Origin of the sequence: Nonomuraea sp. K271 (assembly GCF_009908215.1) — a bacterium.
Lineage (GTDB): Bacteria > Actinomycetota > Actinomycetes > Streptosporangiales > Streptosporangiaceae > Nonomuraea > Nonomuraea longispora.
Window position 1 is genome coordinate 1 of sequence record NZ_JAAAHR010000052.1, and the last position, 19,942, is coordinate 19,942.

Here is a 19,942-nt window from a genome sequence, read left to right on the forward strand (position 1 = left end):
GCGGGGTGGGCTTCGCCGCGCTGGCGTTCCTGCACGCCGAGTCGCGGCCCGGCATCGACTACCTGCTCGGCCTGCTCGGGTTCGGCGAACTGGCGCGCGACGCGCGGCTGGTGATCACGGGCGAGGGGTCGCTGGACGAGCAGTCGCTGCGGGGCAAGGCGCCGATCGGCGTGGCCCAGGCCGCCGCCGAAGCCCGGGTGCCCGTCGTGGCCGTCTGCGGCCGCCGTACCCTCTCCGACGCCGAACTGAAGGCGGCGGGCATCGAGACCGCCTACGCCCTGACCGATCTGGAGCCCGACGAGACCCGCTGCATGGCCGAGGCGGGCCCGCTGCTCGAACGCCTCGCCGCCCGGCTGGCCGCCGACCGCGGGCTCCGAGGAGGTGCCGAATGAGCTTCGACCTCGTCGTACGATCGCGCAGGACCGTCACACCCGAGGGCGTGCGGCCCGCGGCGGTGGCCGTGCGCGGGGAGAAGATCGCCGCCCTGTACGACCACGCGGCGCCCCTCGACGCCGCCGAGGACGTCGACCTGCGCGACCTGGCCCTGCTCCCCGGCCTGGTCGACACGCACGTGCACGTCAACGAGCCGGGACGGGCGCACTGGGAGGGGTTCGCCTCGGCGACCCTGGCGGCCGCCGCCGGAGGCGTCACCACGATCGTCGACATGCCGCTCAACTCGCTCCCGCCCACCGTCGACGTCGCGGCCCTCGAGGCCAAGCTCCGTGTCGCCGCCGGCCAGTGCCAGGTGGACGTCGCGTTCTGGGGCGGTGCCGTGCCGGGCAACGTCAAGGAGCTGGCGCCGCTGCTGGAGCGCGGGGTGTGCGGCTTCAAGTGCTTCATGTCGCCGTCGGGCGTGGAGGAGTTCCCGCCGCTCGGCCTCTCCGAGGCGCGGCAGGCGCTGGAGGAGATCGCGGGTCTCGGCGGGGTGATGGTGGTGCACGCCGAGGACCCGGCGCTGCTCGGTGAGCCGTCCGGGCCGACCTACCGGGAGTTCCTCGACTCGCGGCCGGAGCAGGCCGAGCGCAGCGCGGTCGAGCAGGTCGTCCGGCTGGCCGGGGAGACAGGGGCGAGGGTGCACGTCCTGCACGTCTCCAGCGCCTCCTGCCTCGACGTCCTGGAGCAGGCCCGGGCCCGGGGCGTGGCCGTCACGGCGGAGACCTGCCCGCACTACCTGACGCTGGCCGCCGAGGAGGTGCCCGAGGGGGAGACGGCGTACAAGTGCTGCCCGCCCATCCGGCCGGAGGCCAACCGCGACCTGCTCTGGGACGGCCTGGGGAGGGGCGTGCTGAGCTGCGTCGTGTCCGACCACTCGCCGTCGCCGGCCGCGCTGAAGGTGCCCGACTTCGCCGCCGCCTGGGGCGGCGTCGCCTCGCTCCAGCTCGGGTTGCGCGCGGTCTGGACGGAGGCGTCGCGTAGGGGGTACGGGCTGGCGGACGTGGCCCGCTGGATGTCGGCCAACCCCGCCGCCCTGGCCGGCATATCCGGAAAGGGCGGGATAGAACCGGGCAATGACGCCGACCTGGTGGCGTTCGACACGGCCGCCTCCAGTCCGGTCGACGCCGCCGCCCTCCACCACAGGAACCCCGTCACCGCCTACCACGGCCGCACGCTCAAGGGCGCCGTACTGACCACCTGGCTGCGCGGCAGGCCGGTGGACGGCGAACCCTGCGGACGGCTCCTGCTGGAAGGACCGTAAATGTCACACTCCTCCGGCACTCCGTCCCTGCCCGACCTCGCCCTGCGCACGCTCGGCGGCTCCGTGGTGGCGGCGAGCGACGAGTCGTTCGCCGAGAAGGAGAGCCTCATCAGGCCGGGCAGGCCGGGCTTCCAGGCGGGGATCTTCGGCAGCAAGGGGCAGGTGTACGACGGCTGGGAGACCCGGCGCAGGCGCGAGCCCGGACACGACTGGGCCGTCGTCCGGCTGGGCGTGCCCGGCGTGATCCGCGCCGTGGTGATCGATACGGCCTGGTTCACGGGCAACTACCCGCCGTACGCCTCCGTCGACGCCGCCTGCGTCGACGGCCATCCGTCACCGGCCGAGCTGCTCGCCGCCCCGTGGACCGAGATCGTCCCCAAGGCCGGGCTGACGGGCGACGCCGAGCACCACTTCCAGGTCGCCGACCAGGCGCGCTACACCCACGTCCGCCTCAACATCCATCCCGACGGCGGCGTCGCCCGCCTGCGCGTGCACGGCGAGGCCCGCCCCGACCTGTCCGTCTACGACGGCCTCGGCCTCGACCTGGCCGCCCTGGCGAACGGCGCTCTCGTCACCGGCTGCTCCGACGCCTTCTACTCCGCCCCCAACAACGTCATCGCGCCCGGCCTGGCCCGTCACCAGGCGGAGGGCTGGGAGACCGCGCGCCGCAGAGACGGCGGCAACGACTGGCTGGTGATCCGGCTGGCCGGCCGCGGCGTCGTCGAACTGGCCGAGATCGACACCACGAACCTGCTCCACAACGCGCCCGGCGCGGTCGCGCTGACCGGGATCGACGGCGGGCACGAGGTCGAACTGCTGCCCAGGACCAGGCTCCAGCCCGACACCCCGCACCGCTTCAGGCTGCGCCACCCCGGCCCCGTCACCCACGTCAGGGTCGACATCTACCCGGACGGCGGCCTGGCCAGGGTCCGCCTCCACGGCCACCTGGCCTGACCGCACGCGACCCGCGGCGCACGTAGGGTGCGAACGGTGAACGACGTGATCGATCGCCATCGCGCCCGGGTGCGGGCCGCCGACCCCCTCGCCGCCGTCGCGGAGCTCGGCGACGACCTGATCGAGACCGGGAACGCCGTCGGCGCGCCCTCGACCGCCACGGCGGTCCCGGGCGCCCGGTCGGTGCACTGGGGCCCGCCGGTCATTCACACCCTCCGGGCCGCGGTCGCGGGTGACGACCCGGCCGGCGCGCTCGGCCACCTCCTCGACCGCTGGATCTCGGCTCTCGACGCCGAGCCGGGATCCGGGCTCGTGGCGAACTGGCCGAGCCGCGACACCGCGCCCGTCGCGGCGCTGGCCAGGCGGGGGTTCGCGCCGCGTTCCGTGCTCGCCGTCCGCGTCTCCCCCTCCGGCCCAGCCGTCCGCGTCTCCTCCTCCGGCCCCGCCGCGAGCCGACCGTCCGCCTCCGTCCGCCCTGCCGTGGCGGACGACCTGGACACCATGTGCCGGCTCTACCTCGACCTGATCGCCTACGAGGCGCAGTTCGGCTGGATCTCGGTGCTGCCCTCGACGCCCGCCGCCGCGAGGGCCGAGCTGGAGGAGAAACTCGCCCGTGGTGACGGCTGGTGCTGGCTGGCCGAGCAGGACGGCGAGGTCGCCGGCATGCTCTCGGTCCACCACCCTGACCACGCGAGGTCGATCGCGCCCGCCGTGGAGGCGTCGCCCGTGGCGTACGTGGGGTCTTTGTACGCGCGCCCGGGCAGCCGGGGCCGCGGCATCGGCGCCGCACTGGCCGGCCACGCCCACGCCACGGTGGCGGCGGCCGGCGTCGAGACCGTGCTGGTGCACTATGTGGCCCACAACCCGCTGTCAGTGCCGTTCTGGTCCCGCCAGGGATACCGGCCGCTCGTCACGACGTGGGGGCGGTGGGAGGTGCGGGACGATCACTGCCAGAGGAAGACCATGCTGCCCGACGGGCGTTCGCTGTTGGGCAGGGGCCGCTGATATTTCACCACGCCGGCGTTGACCAGCCGCTGCACCCGCACCTGGAAGCCCAGGGCCTGTAACTCGGACCTGGCGTCGCCGAGTTCCTTGCCGAGCACCCCTGGCACGACGCGGAGATGCCGGTCGTCGCGGTCCCCGCCGTCGCGGTCGCCGAACCAGTCCCAGAAGTCCGTCTGGCACCGCGACACCGTGATCATGACGCGCGCGCCGTTGTCGACCTCCGTCTTCGCCTTGGGCTCCTGGGCGATGACCGTGCACGGCTCGGCGTCGTCGTCCACCTCGTTGACCTCAACCTGGAAGCCCTGACCGCTGAGATGGCCGGCGGCCTGGTCCTTCGGCATGCCGCCCACGTCGGGCATGACCAGCCCGGCGCTGACGAAGATGTCGATCTTGGTGCCCTGCTTCACCTTCTCGCCGACCTGCGGCGAGGTGCGGATCACCTTGTCGCGCTCGACCTCCTGGTTGGCCAGGCGCTTGACCGAGTCGACGGTCAGGTCCGCGTCGGCGAGCGCCACGCGGGCGTCGTTCTCGGTCATGCCCGCCACGTTGGGCACGATGACGCGCTTGGGCCCGAGCGAGGGCACCAGTGTGATCGTGCCGCCGTTCTCCAGCTCGCTCTTGGCCGCCGGGTCGGTGCGCAGGACGAGGCCGGCGGCCACCTTCTCGTCGTGTCTGCCGTCGCCCTTGCGGACCACGAGGCCGAGCGCGGCGGCGTCCTTCTCGGCGATCGCCATGTCCTTGCCGACCAGGTCGGGAACGATGACCGGGTCGGGCTGGGAGAAGTACCAGCCGGTCAGCCCGACCGCCACCGCCATCACGGCGGCCAGCGTCACCAGGAACCAGTTGGGCCGGAACCCGCGCCCCTGAGTCACCTCCGTCCGCGGCTGTATCAGCGTGTGGGCGGGAGCGGGCTGCGGGCGCGAGCCCGCGGCGGAGCCGGAGCCCTGCCGGTGGGAGTGAGACGGCACCGGCCCACCCGTGGGCGGGCTGCTCAACCGCGGCAACATCCGGTGCGCGTCGACGGCCGCCACCAGCATCGCGGTGGCGTCGGCGGGACGGTCGGCCGGCTCGCGGGCCGTCGCGTGGGCCACCAGCGTGTCGATCAGCGGCGGCACGTCATGGACGAACGACGACGGCGCGGGCACGGTGTCATGGACGTGCCGGTAGGCCACCGACATCGGCGTCTCGCCGTCGTAGGGCTGCTGCCCGGTCACCAGCTCGAACAGCATGATGCCGGCGGCGTAGACGTCGCTGCGCACGTCGGCCCCGCCCGTGGTGACCTGCTCGGGCGACATGTAGCCGATCGTGCCGATCATCACGCCGGTGCGGGTCTGGTTGGTCGCCTCGATGGCTCTGGCCAGGCCGAAGTCGACGACCTTGACCCGGCCGTCGTCGGTCATGAGCACGTTCTCGGGCTTCACGTCGCGGTGGACCAGGCCCGCCTGGTGGGCGGCGCCGAGTGCGGCCAGCACCGGAATCATGATCTCGAGCGCCTCGCGGGCCGGCAGCCTGCCGCGGTCGCGCAGGATGTCGCGCAGCGTCCGGCCGGGCACGTGTTCCATCGACAGGTAGACCACGTCGGTGTCGGTGCCCTGGTCGAAAACGTGCACTATGTTGGGGTGCGAGAGACTGGCCACCGACTTGGCCTCGCCGATGAACCTCCGGACGAACGCCGGGTCCTCGGCAAGTGAGCGGTGCATGACCTTCAGCGCCACCGTCCGGTCGAGCCGGATGTCCAGCGCGAGGTAGACGGTCGCCATACCGCCCCGGGCGATCCGGCTCTCGATGCGATAGCGCCCATCGAGGAGCCGCCCGACCAGGGGGTCCGCAGTCGTCGTGTCCACCCCGCTGAGTTTACGGGCGTTTTGCCACTGACAGGGCCCGACCGCCCGAAACCGATGCGGAGACGTTCTCGTTAGCCCGTCCCCGTTCCCGGGGGAAGCGGACATAGCCTCACCCGCGTCACGCCCCTGTCTCCCGGCCGCGCGCCCTTGCCCACGGGCCTGTACGGCGCCCGGCACCGCGCCGGTACGTGCCGGAGCGGCCCGCCACCCTTTCTCAGGAGCGGTCCGGGCGTGTCGCGCCACCCCGCCCAGACCACGTGGCGATCGCGGCGGTCGGGTCTCGTCCGGATGCGCAGCCTGGCGGGCGCAGTGGGTGGCCCGCCCGGCGGGTGTGGAGCGTTACGGGGTCATCGGGGACGACGCTTCGGCGTAGCGGCGCCGGGGGATGCGCCCCGCCTGGCGAGCCAGGCGCCCGGCCGCCACGGCGTCCCTCATGGCCGCCGCCATGAGGTCGGGCCGCTGCGCCCGGGTGACCGCCGTGGCCAGAAGGACGGCGTCGCAGCCGAGCTCCATCGCCAGTGCCGCGTCGCTGGCCGTGCCGATGCCCGCGTCGAGGATGACCGGCACGGACGCGGCCTCCACGATCAGTTCGATGTTGTGCGGGTTGCGGATGCCCAGCCCGGACCCGATCGGCGCGCCCAGCGGCATGACGGCCGCGCAGCCCGCCTGCTCCAGGCGCCGCGCCAGCGCCGGATCGTCGCCGATGTACGGCAGCACCACGAACCCGTCGGCCACCAGCCGCTCGGCCGCGTCGAACGTCTCGATGGGGTCGGGCAGCAATGTCCGCTCGTCGGCGATGACCTCCAGCTTGACCCAGGGCGTGCCGAGCGCCTCCCTGGCCAGCCGCGCCGTCAGCACGGCGTCGCCCGCGGTGAAGCAGCCGGCGGTGTTGGGCAGCACCCTGATGTCCCGCCTGCGCAGTACGTCGAGCACGGAGCCGCGGGCCTCCGGGTCGAGCCGCCGCATGGCGACCGTGGTCAGCTCGGTGCCCGACGCGGCCAGCGCCTGGTCGAGCACCTCGAGCGAGGGGGCGCCGCCGGTGCCCATGATGAGCCGGGAGGAGAACTTCTCCCCGGCTATGATCAGATCATCCACCTTGCACCGCCGTCAGGACCTCTACGCGGTCGCTGTCGCTGAGCGCCGTCGTCTCCCAGGCGCTGCGCGTGACCACCTCGTCGTTCACGGCCACGGCCACGCCGGTGGTGGACGCGGTCAGCGTGCTCACGGCCTGCGCCACGGTCGTGCCGTCGGTCACCTCGTGCGCGGCCCCGTTGATCATCACAATCATGAAATATCCCGAAACCTCTCTGGCGAGCACAGCGCCGCCAGCTCGCCCTCTTCACCCAGCAGGATGGCCGTCGTCAACGGGGCCAGCAGTACGCCGCCCCGATGGTGCCCGGTCGCCAGCGTGAGCCCGGGTGTGCCGCTCGGGCCGATGGCGGGCAGGTTGTCCGGAGTCCCCGGCCGCAACCCGGCCACCACGTCGGCGACCTCCAGCTCGGTGACGCCCGGCACCAGCTCCCTGGCGTCGCGCAGCAGCTCGTAGAGCCCGCCCGCCGTCACCCTGGTGTCGAACCCCAGCTCCTCCTGGGTGGCGCCGACGACCAGCTCGCCGTCGCCCCTGGGGACCAGGTAGACGGACGAGCCGTGCACGGTGCCGCGTACGCACCGGCCGAGCAGGGGCTGCGAGGAGCGCAACCGCAGGATCTGCCCCTTCACCGGCCGCACCGGCACCCCGGCCAGCGCGGCGCTCCACGCCCCGGCCGCCAGGATCACCCGCTCTGCCCGCACCTCCCGCGGCACGCCCCCATCGGCCACGCCGGGGGCCTGGACGTCCGGTGGCGTAAGGCGTACCCCTGTGACCTTGCCGTCGTCGCGCAGGAGCTCGCTCACGCGCGCCCTCACCAGCGGGACGCCCCGCCGGTCGAGGGCGGCGAGCAGGGCCGCCGTCACGCGGCGCGGATCCACCCAGGCGTCACCGGGGGCCAGCAGGCCGCCGCGCACGGCGGGGGCCAGCATGGGCTCCAGACGCCGGCACTCGCGCCCGGTCAGGCGTTCGACCGGGAGGTCCAGCTTTTCCATGAACGCGGCCAGCTCGTCCAGCGCCGCCAGGTCGTCGGCGCCGAACGCGACGTCCAGCGTGCCGTCAGTACGGAAGTCGAGCGCGTCCGCCCCCGCGAGCCCGGCGTCCACGGCCAGCTCGGCGGCGAAGGACGGCCAGCGGCGCAGCGCCGTCAGCCCCAGCCGCAGCAGCGGCGCCTCGGTGTAGGTCACCTCGCTGACCGGGGCCAGCATCCCCGCGGCCGCGTGCGACGCCCCGGAGGCGGGCGCCGGGTCGGCCACCGTGACCGGCCGCCCGGAGCGGGCCAGCCGCCAGGCGATCGACAGCCCGACGATCCCTCCGCCTACGATCACGTCCACATGCGCTCCCTTCGCCGGCATGACCCGGATCAGGTGTCTTGCGGTCGAAGGCCCGGTCAAGCCTTCCTCTCAGCCCGGTAACGGCCGGACTCCCGCGCGTCTTTCCCCCACCAGCCTACGGCCTCGGTGTCACGCCGCGGCACGGCCCCCGTTATGGTCATCAACGTGAACCACGTCGTCGTCGTCGGAGCAGGCCTGGCCGGTCTGCGGACCGTGGAGGCGCTGCGCTCGCGGGGCTTCACCGGCCGCGTCACCATGGTCGGCAGGGAACGCCATCGCCCCTACGACCGCCCGCCCCTGTCCAAGGCCGTGTTGTCCGGGGAGGCCGACGACAGCTACATCGGCACCGACCTGGCCGCGCTCGGCGTCGACTTCCGGCCGGGCGTCAGCGCCAAGTCGCTGCGCGCGGGGGTCGTGGAGACGACGGAGGGCGAGTTGGGCTACGACGGCCTGGTCATCGCCACCGGAGCCGACCCGATCAGGCTCCCCGGCGACGGCCCTCAGCACGTGCTGCGCACCCTCGACGACGCCCACGAGGTCAGGGCGATGCTCGTCCCCGGCGCCCGCGTCGCGATCATCGGCGCCGGGTGGATCGGCGCCGAGGTGGCCACCGCCGCGCGCCGGGCCGGGTGCGAGGTGACGGTGGTCGAGGCCGGTCCCGCGCCGCTCGCCACCGCAGTCGGGGCCGAGCTCGGGGCGCGCACCGAGCGGTGGTACGACGGCATCGACCTTCGGCTCGGGGCCATGGTCGACTCCGTCGACGAGGGCGGCGTGCGGCTGGTGGGCGGCGCGTTCGTCGACGCCCACGTGGTCGTCACCGGCATCGGCGTGCGCCCCGCCGTCGAGTGGCTCGCCGACGCCGACATCGACCTGCACAACGGCGTCGTCACCGACGAGCGCCTGCGCGCCTCCCTGCCCGGCGTCGTCGCCGTCGGCGACTGTGCCGCCTGGTGGTCGCGCCGCTGGCAGACCCGGCTCCGCGTCGAACACTGGGACTCCGCGCTCAACGCACCGGAGGTCGCCGCCGCGACCCTGCTCGGCGAGGACGCCGTCTACGATCCCGTGCCGTACTTCTGGTCGGAGCAGTTCGGGCACATGGTGCAGTACGCCGGTCATCACCCGGCCGGCGAACGCCTCCTCTACCGCGGCGACACCGAGGGTAAGTGGTCGGCCGTCTGGCTCACCGCCGACGACGCCCTCGCCGCCGTGCTGGCCGTCGATCGGCCCCGAGATCTGGTCCAGGGGCGCAGAATCATCGCCTCCGGCCAACGCCTCGACGCCAAACGCCTGGTAGATCCCGAAGTGTCCCTACGAGATTGTGTTGTTTGAGCAAGCACGCCATGTGGTAGTTGTGGTTTCGTGACACTTTCTGTTGCACAGATCGACCGGGAGACCGACCAGCTCGTGAACGAGTGGCTCACTCTCCCCGAAGTGGCCTCACGCCTCGACCTTCCGCTGGGGCGGGCCAAGCAACTCCTCAAGGACCACAAACTGCTCGGCGTACGCAGGGGCAGTGGCGGGCCACAGGTGCCCGCGGTGTTCCTCGACGGAAAAGACGTGATGAAGGGCCTGCCCGGCACGCTGACCGTGTTGCAGGACGCCGGCTACGACGACGTCGAGTCGCTGCGCTGGCTCTTCACTCCGGACGAGTCCCTGCCGGGGTCGCCCATCGAGGCGATCCGGGCCGGCCGTCACACAGAGGTCAAGCGGCGTGCCCAAGCCCTCGCTTTCTGAGGCCCGCCTCTATCTCTGCACCGACGGCCGCCGCGACCGCGGCGACCTGGCAGAGTTCCTCGACTCCGTGCTGGCCGGCGGCGTGGACATCATCCAGCTGCGAGAGAAGGGCTTGGAGGCCCGCGAAGAACTCGCGCTCCTCGAAGTCTTCCGCGACGCCTGCGACCGTCACGGCAAACTGCTGGCCGTCAACGACCGGGCGGACATCGCCTACGCCGCCCGCCCCGACGTGCTCCACCTGGGGCAGGACGACCTTCCCTTGACGGTCGCGCGAGAGATACTCGGCGACGACATCGTCATCGGACGGTCCACCCACTCCGCTGCCGAGGCGTCCGCCGCGGCCGTGGACCAGGGCGTCGACTACTTCTGCTGCGGCCCCATCCGGCCCACCCCGACCAAACCCGGCCGCCCGGCGCCCGGCCCGCCGCTGCTGCGGCACGCGGCGGCGCTCGGCACCTCGCGGCCGTGGTTCGGGATCGGCGGCATCGACCTCGCCAACCTGGACGAGATCATGTCGTACGGGGTGAGCCGGGTGGTCGTCGTACGCGCCATCACCGACGCGGACGATCCGGGGGCGGCGGCGGCCGAGTTCGCCAAACGCCTGGCTGCCGCCTGACCGGCCCGTTCCCGCCGTACGGAGGCGCCCCACCCGGGCGCCTCCCTCCGGCGGCTCCGCGTGCGGCGGATGCGGCGCGACTGGGCTGCGGGCACGCCGCTCCGGCGGCGGGAACGGGCGGCGAGACCGATCCGGGCCGTCTCAGGTCTTGCGCGACGTGGCCGCGATGGCCAGCTCGGTCAGGGCGGAGCGGGCCTCGGCCGTCACCGGGGACTCGTTGAGGGCGGACAGCGCCTGGCTCAGGTAGTCGCCGATCAGGTCCTCGCACTCCCGCAACGCCCCGGTGTCGGTGATGATGCCCCGCAGCGTCGCGACCCCGGCCTCGTCCAGATCGGGGTCGCCGAGCAGCCGCCGGACGGTCTGCGCGTCCGCCGGGGACGCCGCCGCCAGGGTGCGGGCCACGAGCATCGTCCGCTTGCCCTCGCGCAGGTCGTCTCCCGCCGGCTTGCCCGTCTGCGCCGGGTCGCCGAACACCCCGAGGATGTCGTCCCTGAGCTGGAAGGCGATCCCCACGCGAGTGCCGTATCCGGTGCACAGCTCGTCCATCCACGGCGCTCGCTTGCCACCGGCGAGCACCAGCCCGAGCCGAAGCGGCTGCTCCACCGAGTATTTGCCGCTCTTGAACAGCGCCACCCGCAGCGCCGACTCGAACGTGTTCTCCCCGTTGGCCTGCTCCAGCAGGTCGAGGTACTGGCCGCACATGAGTTCGGTGCGCATGTGGTCGTGCACGGGCTGGGCCGCCTCCAGGGACGCGGCCGGCATGCCGCTCGTGCGCCACATCTCGCCCGACCAGATGAGCAGCAGGTTGCCGAGCAGGATCGCCGCCCCTTCGCCGAACTGCTGCGCCGACCCGTGCCAGCGGGACTGCTCGTGCATGGCCTCGAAGCGGCGGTGCGCGGCCGGCATGCCCCTGCGCATGTCGCTCTTGTCCATCACGTCGTCGTGCACGAGCGCGCTGGCCTGCAGCAGCTCCAGCGAGGCGGCGGCGGTGAAGATCTCGGGGACGTCGCTGCCGCCCGCGCCGAACCAGCCCCAGTAGCAGAACGCCGGGCGCAGCCGCTTGCCTCCGGACAGCAGCTCGTCGGCGGCCCTGCGCAGCGGCGCGAAGGCGGTTTCGCCCCCGGCCGGCAACTTGCGTCCGACGAACTCTGCGAGGGAGCGCTCCACCTGCGGGCGCAGGACGTCCATGCGGGCGGCGTCAGTGGTCATGGCATTGAGACTAGTGGCCGGAAGCGGGCGTACGGATCTCCAGGTGCCCCTTCGGGCTGCTGGTCCGCGCCGCGGTCACTGTAGCCTGGTGACCATGGCGCTTGGTCGACATTCCTTCTTCCCCGAACGCGTCCCCACCGTCCGCGACATGCTCGCCGGTGGCGGGCGGTCGTTCTCCTTCGAGTTCTTCCCGCCGAAGACCGACGAGGGAGAGCGGTTGTTGTGGCGGGCGATCAGGGAGCTCGAGTCGTTGCGGCCCACGTTCGTGTCGGTGACCTACGGCGCAGGCGGATCCACGCGCGACCGTACGGTCGACATCGTGGAGCGCGTCGCGCGCGCCACGACGCTGACCCCCGTGGCGCACTTCACGGCGGTCAACCACTCCGTCCGGGAACTGCGCCACCTCGTGGGGCGCTTTGCCGACGCCGGGGTGCGCAACATCCTTGCCGTGCGCGGCGATCCTCCGGGCGACCCGACGGCCGAGTGGGTGCCGCATCCCGAGGGCGTGCACTACGCGGAAGACCTGGTGCGGCTGATCAGGCAGGCGGGTGACTTCTGCGTCGGCGTGGCCGCGTTCCCCTACAAACATCCGCGCTCGCCGTCCATCGAGTCCGACACCGACTATTTCGTCCGCAAGTGCCGGGCGGGTGCCGACTACGCCATCACGCAGATGTTCTTCGAGGCCGACGACTACCTGCGGCTGCGCGACCGGGTGGCGGCCAAGGGGTGTGACACGCCGATCATCCCGTGCATCATGCCGGTGACGCAGATGAGCACGATCGCCCGCTCGGAGCAGTTGTCGGGGGCGCCGTTCCCGCCCCGCCTGGCCGCGCGCTTCGAGGCGGTCAAGGACGACCCCGCCGCGGTGCGGCGGCTCGGCATCGAGCACGGGGCCGAGCTGTGCCAGCGGCTGCTCGAGGAGGGGGCGCCGGGCATCCACTTCATCACCTTCAACCGTTCCAGCGCCACGCGCGAGGTGTTCCAGCGCCTGTCCGGGATGCGCCTGTCCGCCTGACGCGCCACGTCTGGTTTGTGCGTTCTGGCGCGGTGCTGCGCTGCGCCAGTCTGCGATGCATCGGTCCGCTCGACGCGGTGCTGCGTCTCGGCTGTCCGTCTGACGCGGCGCGAGCCACGTCTCGGCCCTGCGTCTGGCGTGGTGGTGCGTCCCGGCTGTCCGTCCAACGGGGGGCGCGTGGGGGTTGTTCGCCTCACGCGGCTTCACCGTATGTACGGCGCCCATCCGTTACGGCACAGCCGGCGGCACGCCACCCGCCGACCCGGGGCCGGCGGCCTCCAGGGAGACGCCCGCTGACCCGCACGGGGCGGGCCGCCGTCACGGCGCGATCCTGGCCGGACACGTGGTTCGAGGCGTGGGCCGGCCGGCTGGCGGCCATGGGAATGGCCCGCCACCCGCCCGCAGGGGGACCGGGCGGGTGACGGGCGCGGGCGGTAGCCGTTGAGTAAAGGATCGGTTACTTTCTGTCATGAATGATGCCCGGGGCCATGCGCGGTAAACCCACAGGTCACGTTGTCATCAAGGATTTTTCCGCACCGGGGACCGCGGAGCCGCGACGGGCGGTTGTGCGGAGCTTCAGGGGAGGGGTAGGGGCCGCCCCGCGATCGCGTACTCCTCGTAGCCGCCGGGGAAGACGAACTTCGTCAGCAGGTCGGTGAAGCCCATGCTCGCGTAGAGGTGGCGGGCGGCCGTCGGCTGGTCGTGGGTGGACAGGACAGCCGAGCGTTCGGGACGGCCCGCGCACAGGGTCCTGATCATGGCGCGGCCGATGCCCTTGCCCTGGTAGTCGGGGTGGACGTGGATCTCGGCCAGCTCGAACGCGAAGCCCAGCCATGCGTTGGCGGCCTCCGGGCCCAGCTCGTCCTGCAGCGCCCGGAGAACCACGTCATGCCACCATTGCCCCGGCACGCCCCGGAATCCGTAGGCGAAGCCCACGATTTGGGGTTCCGAAGTGGGTAGCTGTGGGGATGAATCACGCAATTCAGCGAAATAACACCGAAAATAGGGATATGTCCCATGATTTCGCATGATGGTCTTACGGCCGGCGATCTGGTCCGCGGGCGGGTTCATCGCGGCCGTGTAGATGGAGATCACCGTCTCCAGCCGTTCGGTGAACCCGGCGGGACCGACCCCGCGAAACTCGATCACCCGTCGCACACTACTCGACGTCCGCGGGGGTGCCTCCGGTGATGCGCACCAACTCGTCGAACGTGGTCGGGAACACGGTCAGCGGGTGCCCGCCGGCGGCCCACACCACCTCGTGCTTGCTCAGCCAGGTGTCCACCAGCGTCGGCACGGGCGCCGGGTGCCCGACCGGCGCGACGCCGCCGATGGGCTGGCCGGTGGCGGCCCTGACGAACTCCGGCGTCGCCCGGCGTACCCGGGAGACGCCCGCCGTGCGGGCGATCAGCTCGACGTCGACCCGGTGCGCGCCGCTCGTCAGCACCAGCAGCGGTCCGCCGTCGGCCTCGAAGATCAGGCTGTTGGCGATGGCCCCGACCTCGCACCCGACCTGCGCCGCGGCGGTCGCGGCGGTGGGGGCCTTCTCCGGCAGGACGACGATCTCGCCGCTCGCCCCGAGTTCGCGAAGCGCTGATTCCACAATGACGGCATTGGCCGGCAACTTCTCAGACATGGACACACTCTAAACAGGATGAAGGCTTGATTACCGATTCATGGTGAGTGGTGTAAGGTCCACTGATCTGTTCGTTACTCGGGTGAGAGGTGGTACAGGTGGGGGCTCGACGGCTACCCGGGGTAGCTGCTCTCCTGACGGCGGGTGCCGTCATCGTCTCGGGATGCGGCACGCAGGCGCCGCGACGTACGCACGCGTCGTCACCAGTGCTGACGCCGGCGACGACCACCACGACCCCTGCGACGGGGGGCGCGCAGGCGGCCGTGCCCGCCGCGACGGTCACCGCGCCGCACAAGACGCTCAAGCTCGGCGCGAAAGGCAAGGCCGTCACCTGGATGCAGGAGCGCCTGACCGAGCTGGGCTACCGCCCCGGCAAGGCGGACGGGAAGTACGGCGGCACGACGCTGGCCGCCGTGTGGGCGTTCCAGAAGGTCAACGGCATCAGGCCGACCAGCACCGTCGCCAGGCGCACCTGGGAGGCGCTGGAGACGCCGAAGGCCCCGCGGGTGCTGGCCAGGAACGGCAAGCCGACCCGTGCCGAGGTCGACCTGACGAAGCAGGTCATGGTGATGTACGTCAAGGGTGAGGCCAAGCTCATCACCCACGTGTCGTCCGGCAGCGGCATCGCCTACTGCGAGACAGCCGTGTGGCAGGGCAAGCGGCAGCGCTTCTGCGGCTCGGCCACGACGCCGACCGGCAACTACAAGACCACGTGGCGCGCGAGCGGGTGGCACAAGTCCTACCTGGGCGAGCTGTACAATCCGATCTTCTTCAACGGCGGCATCGCCTTCCATGGGGCGCTGTCCGTGCCGCTCCACCCGGCCTCGCACGGCTGCGTGCGCATGCCGATGAACGTCGCCGAGGTGCTGCCCGACATGCTCGGCAAGGGTGTGCCGGTGCACGTGCGGGGCGAGTTCAAGCGCGCGTGATCTCTCCGCCCGCGTGAGCCGGGCGGCTCAGCGGGCGGGCTCCGCGCCTGCCCGCGCCGCGCGCCGGCCGGTCGAGGCCGCCATCGTCATCCCCGCCGCCTGCGCCAGTCCGGCCACGAGCACGATGAGCGGCGTGGCCGCCTGCCAGCCCGGCACCCCCGCCGCGAAGTCGGGGGACTCGTACAGGCCTGGCAGGACGTGCACGGGGTTCGACAGCGCGGCGAAGAACACGAGCGCGTACGGAACCATGAGGACGCCCGAGAGCACCATGAGCAGCGTGCGGCCGCGGCCACGCCGCCGCAGCAGCACGCCCATGACGAGGTAGGCCACCGCCACGACCCCCATGAACGCGGCGATCCACCAGGTCAGCCGCCAGAGGTCGGTGCCCAGCGCCGTCATCTCGCCGGCGGCGGGCGGGTCGCCCTCCCACCCGGGGCCGGTGACCTCCGCCCGCACACCCGCCCGGATGGCGGTGTGGTTGACGGCCGCGTACGCCGCCGCCAGGACCGGCCCCAGCGCCAGCAGGACCAGCTCGGTGGGCCGCCGCCGGCCGCCTTCTGCCATGCGCTCTCCTCTTCCGCCTCGGCGGGGACAGCCTCCCAGAATCCGCGAGCGAGATGCTAGCCGAGCGAGCGCAGCCCGGCCAGCGCGACGTCGGTGGCCCGGCGCACGGTGTCCCAGATCTGCTCCAGGGACCGGTTGCTCTCCAGGCTGGCGATCACCGCCAGCTTCACCGACCCGAACAGCGCGCCCACCGCGGCGGACGCCTCGATCAGGCTCAGCTCGTCGGCGTATGCCTCGTGCAGCGCCTGCGCCACTGTGAGCTGGGTGTCGAACAGTACCGTCAGCGCCCGCGCCTGCAGCGTCGGCTCCGTCAGGATGAGCCGCAGCCGCAGCTCGGCGTCCTCGAAGGTGAGCTCCTCCTGCGCGCTCGACCAGGCGAGTGAGTTTTCGACGACACGGATCAGCAGGTCGGCGGGTGACATCCCGGGATCCGCGCGGACCAGCAACGACCGCACGAGCTCCATGCGCTCGTGCGTGTCGTAGAAGACCACGTCCTCCTTGCTCGCGAAGTAGCTGAAGAAGGTGCGCGTCGACACGTCGGCCCCCGCGGCGATCTCCGCCAGCGTGGTCTCCTCGAAGCCCTTCTCGTCGAACAACCGAAGCGCGGACTCGATCAGCGCCCGGCGCGTGCGCTGCTTCTTGCGCTCCCGCAATCCCACCATGCCGGAACTATACTGCATGCCATTACAGTTTTCACTTGTTGCATATTTGCATTGGATGATGTTTTCTGGACGAGTCGCTCGGAAAGGAGCAGAGACATGTCCGACCTCACCCTGCCCATGACGAGGCAGCGCCCGTTCGACCCGCCGGACGAGGCCGCCGAGCTGCGGCAACGGGCCTCGATGCACCGTCTGACGTACGCCGACGGCCATGTCGGCTGGCTGGTGACCGGCTACGCGGAGGCCCGCGCGGTGCTGGCCCACCCTGGCTTCAGCAACCTGGCGGAGAAGATGCACCCGCCGATCCCCTCCAGGCTCGACCTGGTCGAGGAGCGCAGCAGGCGGGGGGTGCCGCGGGGCTTCTTTCTTCGTACGGACCCGCCCGAGCACACGCGCTACCGCAAGCTGCTGACCGGCCAGTTCACCGTGCGCAGGATGAAGGCCCTGGAGCCGAGGATCCACGAGATCACCAACGCCTGCCTCGACGACATGGAGGCCGCCGGCGGGCCCGTGGACCTCGTCGAGGCGTTCGCGCTGCCGATCCCGTCGCTGGTGATCTGCGAACTGCTCGGGGTGCCGTACGAGGACCGCGGCCAGTTCCAGGAGGACTCCAAGCTCCTGGTCAACCTGGAGACCAAGGCCGACGACGTGATAGCGGCGCTCGGCCGGGTCACGGCCTACCTGCACGGGCTCATCCAGCGCAAGCGCAAGGAGCCGGCCGACGACCTGCTGAGCGGGCTCATCGAGGGCGGGGAGCTGGACGACGAGGAGCTGACGGGGGTCGGGTTCCTGCTGCTGGTCGCCGGTCACGAGACGACCGCCAACATGCTGGGGCTGGGGACGTACGCACTGCTCACCAACCCCGATCAGCTCGCCGCCATGCGCGACGACCCGTCGGTGGTGGACAACGGCGTCGAGGAGCTGCTGCGCTACCTGTCCATCATCCACCTCGGTCCGTTCAGGGTCGCGACGGAGGACGTCGAGATCGCGGGCAACCTCATCAAGGAGGGGGAGATGGTCGGCGTGCACGTGCCCGTCGCCAACCGCGACCCCTCCCGCTTCCCCGACGGCGACCGCCTCGACCTCGCCCGGCCGACCGGGGGCCACCTGGCTTTCGGCCACGGCATCCACCAGTGCCTCGGCCAGCAGCTCGCCCGGGCGGAGATGCGCATCGCCTACCCTGCGCTGCTGCGGCGCCTGCCTGGCCTACGCTTGGCGGTAACGCCCGAGGAGGTGCCGATGCGCTCGGACATGACCATCTATGGAGTGCACCGCCTCCCTGTCACTTGGTAGGTCATCATGAAGATCAAGGCAGACACCACGGTGTGCATCGGTGCCGGCATGTGTGCGCTGACGTTGCCGGAGGTGTTCGACCAGAGCGAGGACGAGGGCACGGTGGTGCTGTTGCGTGAGACGGCGCCCGAAGGCCAGGAGGAGGCCGTGCGCCGCGCCGTGACCCTCTGCCCGTCAGGAGCGATCTCCGCCTCCTGACGGCCTTCTGACGGCCTGCTGGCCGTCTCGGCGTCCTTTCCGGCCCTGAGCCGCCGCCGCGCCCGTCCGTGGCGGCGGCTGCCTTGCGTGTACGGGCCTTTCTGACGAGATCCTTGCGGCGGGTCCTTCTGTGTGGGTCCTCCTGTGAGGGTCCTTTGTTGGGTTCTGTGTGGGTCCGGCGCCGCAGGGCCCTTTCCGTCCATGGTCATCGAACCTGTGTTCGTGGATTCGGTTGACACCGAAGGTGATCGAAATTATGTTCGATCCAGTGACGGTGAGGCTCGCGGCTCAGCGTCACCTGGGCCTGGTCGCGGGTGGCTCGCTTTCCCGAGCGATCCCTGCGGCCAGGCTCCACGGGCGAAGGGCGCGTCCTCGTCGTCGGCGGAGACGAGCGGGCGTGTCCTGGCCGGACGGGGAGAGGGGAAGCTCCTCGTCCGGCCGGCCCGGCGGAAATGTCGGTGGCGTCTGCGAATGTTGACTCCACCGGCGGAACGCCGGCTGCCTGCCCACGACTCCGAAGGAGGCGCGCAAGATGGCACCACGGCCTAGAGAAACGCCCGGGCCCCGGCTGTCGGCTGCGGTTCGGGCACACCTGACCGATTCACGTTCCTGCCTGGCGGAGGCGAGCGGCGCCCGCACCCCGGCATCCCGCTATGTGGCCGCCCACCTCGCCGCTCTCAGGGCCGCAGCGGCGATCCTGGCTGCCCGTCCACGGCCCACGGAGGGCCGCAGGCGGCGCCTGCGCAGCGCATGGGAGCTGCTCCCCGAGGTTGAGCCCCACCTGGCCGAGTGGGCCGCCTACTTCGCGGCCAGCGCCGCCAAGCGGGCCGCCGCCGAGGCCGGCATGGTCCGCAAGATCAGCGCGGCCGACGCCGACGAGATCCTGGCCGAGGCGGAGACCTTCGTCTGCACCATCGAAGACCTGCTCGGCCTCCCCGGCCAGCCGCAGCTTCCCGCGGACGTCCCGCTGGCAGGCTGACACCTCACTCGGGGCTCACGGCTTCCCGGTCGCGGCGTCGACCGGTCCCTCCGAGTGCCGCACCGTGCTGGTTCGCGCCCGCGTCCGCACGACCTCCGCCCGGTTCGCCGGCTTCTTCGCCCGGCCTCACAGCCGGGCTTCTCCGGAGGGCTCAGCCGGCATTGAAGAGGCGTGGACGCGTCTTACCGGCTGTACGACTCGGCCAGGTCTCCCGCTCCCGCCGGGCGCATCCGCGGGCGAATGCCGCATACCGGGGCCGCATTCGTTGCACGTCCGCGCTGTCGTGGTGCGGTCGCCCATGGTCGGCACTGCCGTTGCGGGCCGGGGTGCGGCCGGGTGGAGCGGGGGTCCGGGGGAAGGCCGATGGGCTCGCCGGTGTGCGGCGAGCCCACATGCCTCGGACGGGTGACCTCGAAACGAGCAATCCCTGAGGAATCGATCTCAGAACGACTCGACGGCCCGGCGAGCCTCGGCGTCGAGAACGCCCCAGCTGATGAGCTCCTCGGTCAGCTCACTGGGCGACTTGTCGTAGATCACGGCCAGGGAGCGCAGGTCCTCCTGGCGGATCGACAGCACCTTGCCGTTGTAGTCGCCACGCTGGCTCTGGATCGTCGCGGCGTAACGGGCCAGCGCGCCCGCCTTCTCCTTCGGCAGAGTCGCCAGGCGCTCCAGGTCGATCACAAGCTTGGGTGTCGGCCCGAGCGGGCTGGGGGCGGCGCCGCCCGGCAGCAACTCGGAGACGGGCACCCCGTAGAAATCGGCAAGTTCGGCAAGTTTCTGCACGGTCACAGCCCGGTCGCCGCGCTCATAAGAGCCCACGACTACGGCTTTCCACCTGCCACGCGACTTCTCTTCGACTCCATGCAGGGACAGGCCCTGCTGGGTGCGGATGGCGCGGAGTCGTGCACCCAGCGACTTTGCGTATTCAGACGGCATCGTGTGGCCCCCCGGCTCTCGTATGTATCGCTCTCAGTAGATTGTGCTCCCTTGCGGCGTATGGCCCGGCCACCGGGGGGTCTGGTGCCATGCTCGGCACCATCGGTAGCCACGGCCGGGGTTTACCCCGGTAACGCCGCGCAGTGCGGTTACGCACAGTGACGGTAAAGGGGTGGACGCCCCAGGTCAAGCTGATTGGAAAAAAGATGCCGAATCCGGTCCGTTAGGAATCGCCACAAACGTCCCTGATGTCA

The 19,942-nt window shown here is 71.7% G+C and carries 22 protein-coding genes and 1 riboswitch; of the genes, 12 read left to right on the forward strand and 10 right to left on the reverse strand.

Annotation, left to right across the window (positions count from 1 at the left end; translation table 11 throughout):
* The 4 genes from GUY59_RS19550 to GUY59_RS50775 form a co-directional block, all read left to right on the forward strand.
* Positions 1-392 (forward strand): glycerate kinase (locus GUY59_RS19550; protein WP_138201443.1); only part of this gene is annotated, 392 nt, incomplete at its 5' end.
* On the forward strand, positions 389-1,696 hold the full coding sequence (gene allB / locus GUY59_RS19555; RefSeq protein WP_138201442.1) for an allantoinase AllB: 1,308 nt from the start codon (positions 389-391) through the stop codon (positions 1,694-1,696). The genes GUY59_RS19550 and allB, both read left to right, overlap by 4 nt.
* Positions 1,697-2,650, forward strand: a complete 954-nt coding sequence (gene alc, locus GUY59_RS19560; RefSeq protein ID WP_138201441.1) for an allantoicase — start codon at positions 1,697-1,699, stop codon at positions 2,648-2,650. It abuts the gene before it with no gap.
* Between the two features lie 36 nt (positions 2,651-2,686).
* Complete coding sequence (locus GUY59_RS50775) at positions 2,687-3,655, forward strand: GNAT family N-acetyltransferase (RefSeq protein WP_138201440.1); 969 nt, start codon at positions 2,687-2,689, stop codon at positions 3,653-3,655.
* On the opposite strand, the gene pknB is transcribed toward GUY59_RS50775, so the two are convergent.
* The 4 genes from pknB to thiO form a co-directional block, all read right to left on the reverse strand.
* Positions 3,595-5,499 (reverse strand): Stk1 family PASTA domain-containing Ser/Thr kinase, encoded by a 1,905-nt coding sequence (gene pknB / locus GUY59_RS19570; protein WP_252374961.1) that lies wholly within the window; start codon positions 5,497-5,499, stop codon positions 3,595-3,597. The genes GUY59_RS50775 and pknB overlap by 61 nt on opposite strands.
* A 339-nt stretch (positions 5,500-5,838) precedes the next feature.
* The gene (locus GUY59_RS19575) at positions 5,839-6,594 is read right to left on the reverse strand and encodes a thiazole synthase (RefSeq protein WP_132337579.1); all 756 of its coding nucleotides are present in this window, start codon (positions 6,592-6,594) and stop codon (positions 5,839-5,841) included.
* On the reverse strand, positions 6,587-6,778 hold the full coding sequence (gene thiS, locus GUY59_RS19580; RefSeq protein WP_442938996.1) for a sulfur carrier protein ThiS: 192 nt from the start codon (positions 6,776-6,778) through the stop codon (positions 6,587-6,589). Before thiS ends, GUY59_RS19575 begins: the two co-directional genes overlap by 8 nt.
* A 5-nt stretch (positions 6,779-6,783) precedes the next feature.
* The gene (gene thiO, locus GUY59_RS19585; RefSeq protein ID WP_161714617.1) at positions 6,784-7,941 is read right to left on the reverse strand and encodes a glycine oxidase ThiO; all 1,158 of its coding nucleotides are present in this window, start codon (positions 7,939-7,941) and stop codon (positions 6,784-6,786) included.
* A riboswitch (TPP riboswitch) is annotated at positions 7,910-8,026 on the reverse strand. Its footprint overlaps the gene before it by 32 nt.
* Before the next feature lie 59 nt (positions 8,027-8,085).
* Between thiO and GUY59_RS19590 the strand changes: the two genes are divergently transcribed.
* The 3 genes from GUY59_RS19590 to thiE are packed head-to-tail and all read left to right on the forward strand — an operon-like array spanning position 8,086 to position 10,270.
* Complete coding sequence (locus GUY59_RS19590) at positions 8,086-9,249, forward strand: NAD(P)/FAD-dependent oxidoreductase (RefSeq protein WP_138201437.1); 1,164 nt, start codon at positions 8,086-8,088, stop codon at positions 9,247-9,249.
* A gap of 30 nt (positions 9,250-9,279) precedes the next feature.
* Positions 9,280-9,654 (forward strand): Rv2175c family DNA-binding protein, encoded by a 375-nt coding sequence (locus GUY59_RS19595; RefSeq protein WP_138201436.1) that lies wholly within the window; start codon positions 9,280-9,282, stop codon positions 9,652-9,654.
* Positions 9,632-10,270 (forward strand): thiamine phosphate synthase, encoded by a 639-nt coding sequence (gene thiE, locus GUY59_RS19600; protein ID WP_132337569.1) that lies wholly within the window; start codon positions 9,632-9,634, stop codon positions 10,268-10,270. The genes GUY59_RS19595 and thiE overlap by 23 nt, the downstream gene beginning before the upstream one ends.
* 141 nt (positions 10,271-10,411) lie before the next feature.
* Here the strand turns inward: thiE and GUY59_RS19605 are convergent, their stop codons facing one another.
* Positions 10,412-11,479: a polyprenyl synthetase family protein gene (locus GUY59_RS19605; RefSeq protein ID WP_138201435.1), complete on the reverse strand. Its 1,068-nt coding sequence runs from the start codon at positions 11,477-11,479 to the stop codon at positions 10,412-10,414.
* A 94-nt stretch (positions 11,480-11,573) separates the two neighbouring features.
* Here GUY59_RS19605 and metF point away from each other — a divergent pair, with 94 nt between their 5' ends.
* A complete protein-coding gene (gene metF, locus GUY59_RS19610; protein WP_138201434.1) occupies positions 11,574-12,494 on the forward strand; it encodes a methylenetetrahydrofolate reductase [NAD(P)H] in 921 nt (306 codons plus the stop codon).
* Between the two features lie 576 nt (positions 12,495-13,070).
* On the opposite strand, the gene GUY59_RS19615 is transcribed toward metF, so the two are convergent.
* Together GUY59_RS19615 and GUY59_RS19620 are read right to left on the reverse strand one after the other, a co-directional pair.
* Positions 13,071-13,379 carry a GNAT family N-acetyltransferase gene (locus GUY59_RS19615; RefSeq protein WP_330849183.1) on the reverse strand — a complete coding sequence of 103 codons (309 nt, stop codon included), beginning with the start codon at positions 13,377-13,379 and terminating at the stop codon, positions 13,071-13,073.
* Between the two features lie 274 nt (positions 13,380-13,653).
* Positions 13,654-14,130 carry a YbaK/EbsC family protein gene (locus GUY59_RS19620; RefSeq protein WP_138201432.1) on the reverse strand — a complete coding sequence of 159 codons (477 nt, stop codon included), beginning with the start codon at positions 14,128-14,130 and terminating at the stop codon, positions 13,654-13,656.
* Positions 14,131-14,228: 98 nt separating this feature from the next.
* On the opposite strand from GUY59_RS19620, the gene GUY59_RS19625 reads away from it, so the two are divergent.
* Positions 14,229-15,059, forward strand: a complete 831-nt coding sequence (locus GUY59_RS19625) for a L,D-transpeptidase family protein (RefSeq protein WP_138201431.1) — start codon at positions 14,229-14,231, stop codon at positions 15,057-15,059.
* A gap of 27 nt (positions 15,060-15,086) precedes the next feature.
* On the opposite strand, the gene GUY59_RS19630 is transcribed toward GUY59_RS19625, so the two are convergent.
* Positions 15,087-15,623 (reverse strand): hypothetical protein, encoded by a 537-nt coding sequence (locus GUY59_RS19630; RefSeq protein ID WP_138201430.1) that lies wholly within the window; start codon positions 15,621-15,623, stop codon positions 15,087-15,089.
* A 56-nt stretch (positions 15,624-15,679) separates the two neighbouring features.
* A complete protein-coding gene (locus GUY59_RS19635) occupies positions 15,680-16,285 on the reverse strand; it encodes a TetR/AcrR family transcriptional regulator (RefSeq protein WP_138201429.1) in 606 nt (201 codons plus the stop codon).
* Positions 16,286-16,381: 96 nt separating this feature from the next.
* Between GUY59_RS19635 and GUY59_RS19640 the strand changes: the two genes are divergently transcribed.
* The 3 genes from GUY59_RS19640 to GUY59_RS19650 all read left to right on the forward strand — a co-directional run bounded on the left by GUY59_RS19640 (position 16,382) and on the right by GUY59_RS19650 (position 18,752).
* Entirely contained in the window at positions 16,382-17,575 is a 1,194-nt protein-coding gene (locus GUY59_RS19640; protein ID WP_138201428.1) for a cytochrome P450, read from the forward strand.
* Positions 17,576-17,581: 6 nt separating this feature from the next.
* Positions 17,582-17,773: a ferredoxin gene (locus tag GUY59_RS19645; RefSeq protein ID WP_132341154.1), complete on the forward strand. Its 192-nt coding sequence runs from the start codon at positions 17,582-17,584 to the stop codon at positions 17,771-17,773.
* Positions 17,774-18,305: 532 nt separating this feature from the next.
* Positions 18,306-18,752 (forward strand): SAV_6107 family HEPN domain-containing protein, encoded by a 447-nt coding sequence (locus GUY59_RS19650; RefSeq protein WP_138201427.1) that lies wholly within the window; start codon positions 18,306-18,308, stop codon positions 18,750-18,752.
* 441 nt (positions 18,753-19,193) lie between these two features.
* On the opposite strand, the gene bldD is transcribed toward GUY59_RS19650, so the two are convergent.
* The gene (gene bldD, locus GUY59_RS19655) at positions 19,194-19,688 is read right to left on the reverse strand and encodes a transcriptional regulator BldD (RefSeq protein WP_026214021.1); all 495 of its coding nucleotides are present in this window, start codon (positions 19,686-19,688) and stop codon (positions 19,194-19,196) included.
* Positions 19,689-19,942: the final 254 nt, after the last annotated feature.

Bases quoted from the DNA above. Each gene is read 5' to 3' on its own strand.
- GUY59_RS19630 (WP_138201430.1), bottom strand. From the start codon at position 15,623: ATGGCAGAAGGCGGCCGGCGGCGGCCCACCGAGCTGGTCCTGCTGGCG.
- GUY59_RS19645 (WP_132341154.1), top strand. From the start codon at position 17,582: ATGAAGATCAAGGCAGACACCACGGTGTGCATCGGTGCCGGCATGTGT.
- GUY59_RS19620 (WP_138201432.1), bottom strand. From the start codon at position 14,130: ATGTCTGAGAAGTTGCCGGCCAATGCCGTCATTGTGGAATCAGCGCTT.
- bldD (WP_026214021.1), bottom strand. From the start codon at position 19,688: ATGCCGTCTGAATACGCAAAGTCGCTGGGTGCACGACTCCGCGCCATC.
- allB (WP_138201442.1), top strand. From the start codon at position 389: ATGAGCTTCGACCTCGTCGTACGATCGCGCAGGACCGTCACACCCGAG.
- thiS (WP_442938996.1), bottom strand. From the start codon at position 6,778: ATGATCAACGGGGCCGCGCACGAGGTGACCGACGGCACGACCGTGGCG.
- alc (WP_138201441.1), top strand. From the start codon at position 1,697: ATGTCACACTCCTCCGGCACTCCGTCCCTGCCCGACCTCGCCCTGCGC.
- thiO (WP_161714617.1), bottom strand. From the start codon at position 7,941: ATGCCGGCGAAGGGAGCGCATGTGGACGTGATCGTAGGCGGAGGGATC.
- GUY59_RS19650 (WP_138201427.1), top strand. From the start codon at position 18,306: ATGGCACCACGGCCTAGAGAAACGCCCGGGCCCCGGCTGTCGGCTGCG.
- GUY59_RS19605 (WP_138201435.1), bottom strand. From the start codon at position 11,479: ATGACCACTGACGCCGCCCGCATGGACGTCCTGCGCCCGCAGGTGGAG.
- metF (WP_138201434.1), top strand. From the start codon at position 11,574: ATGGCGCTTGGTCGACATTCCTTCTTCCCCGAACGCGTCCCCACCGTC.
- GUY59_RS19640 (WP_138201428.1), top strand. From the start codon at position 16,382: ATGTCCGACCTCACCCTGCCCATGACGAGGCAGCGCCCGTTCGACCCG.
- GUY59_RS19635 (WP_138201429.1), bottom strand. From the start codon at position 16,285: ATGGTGGGATTGCGGGAGCGCAAGAAGCAGCGCACGCGCCGGGCGCTG.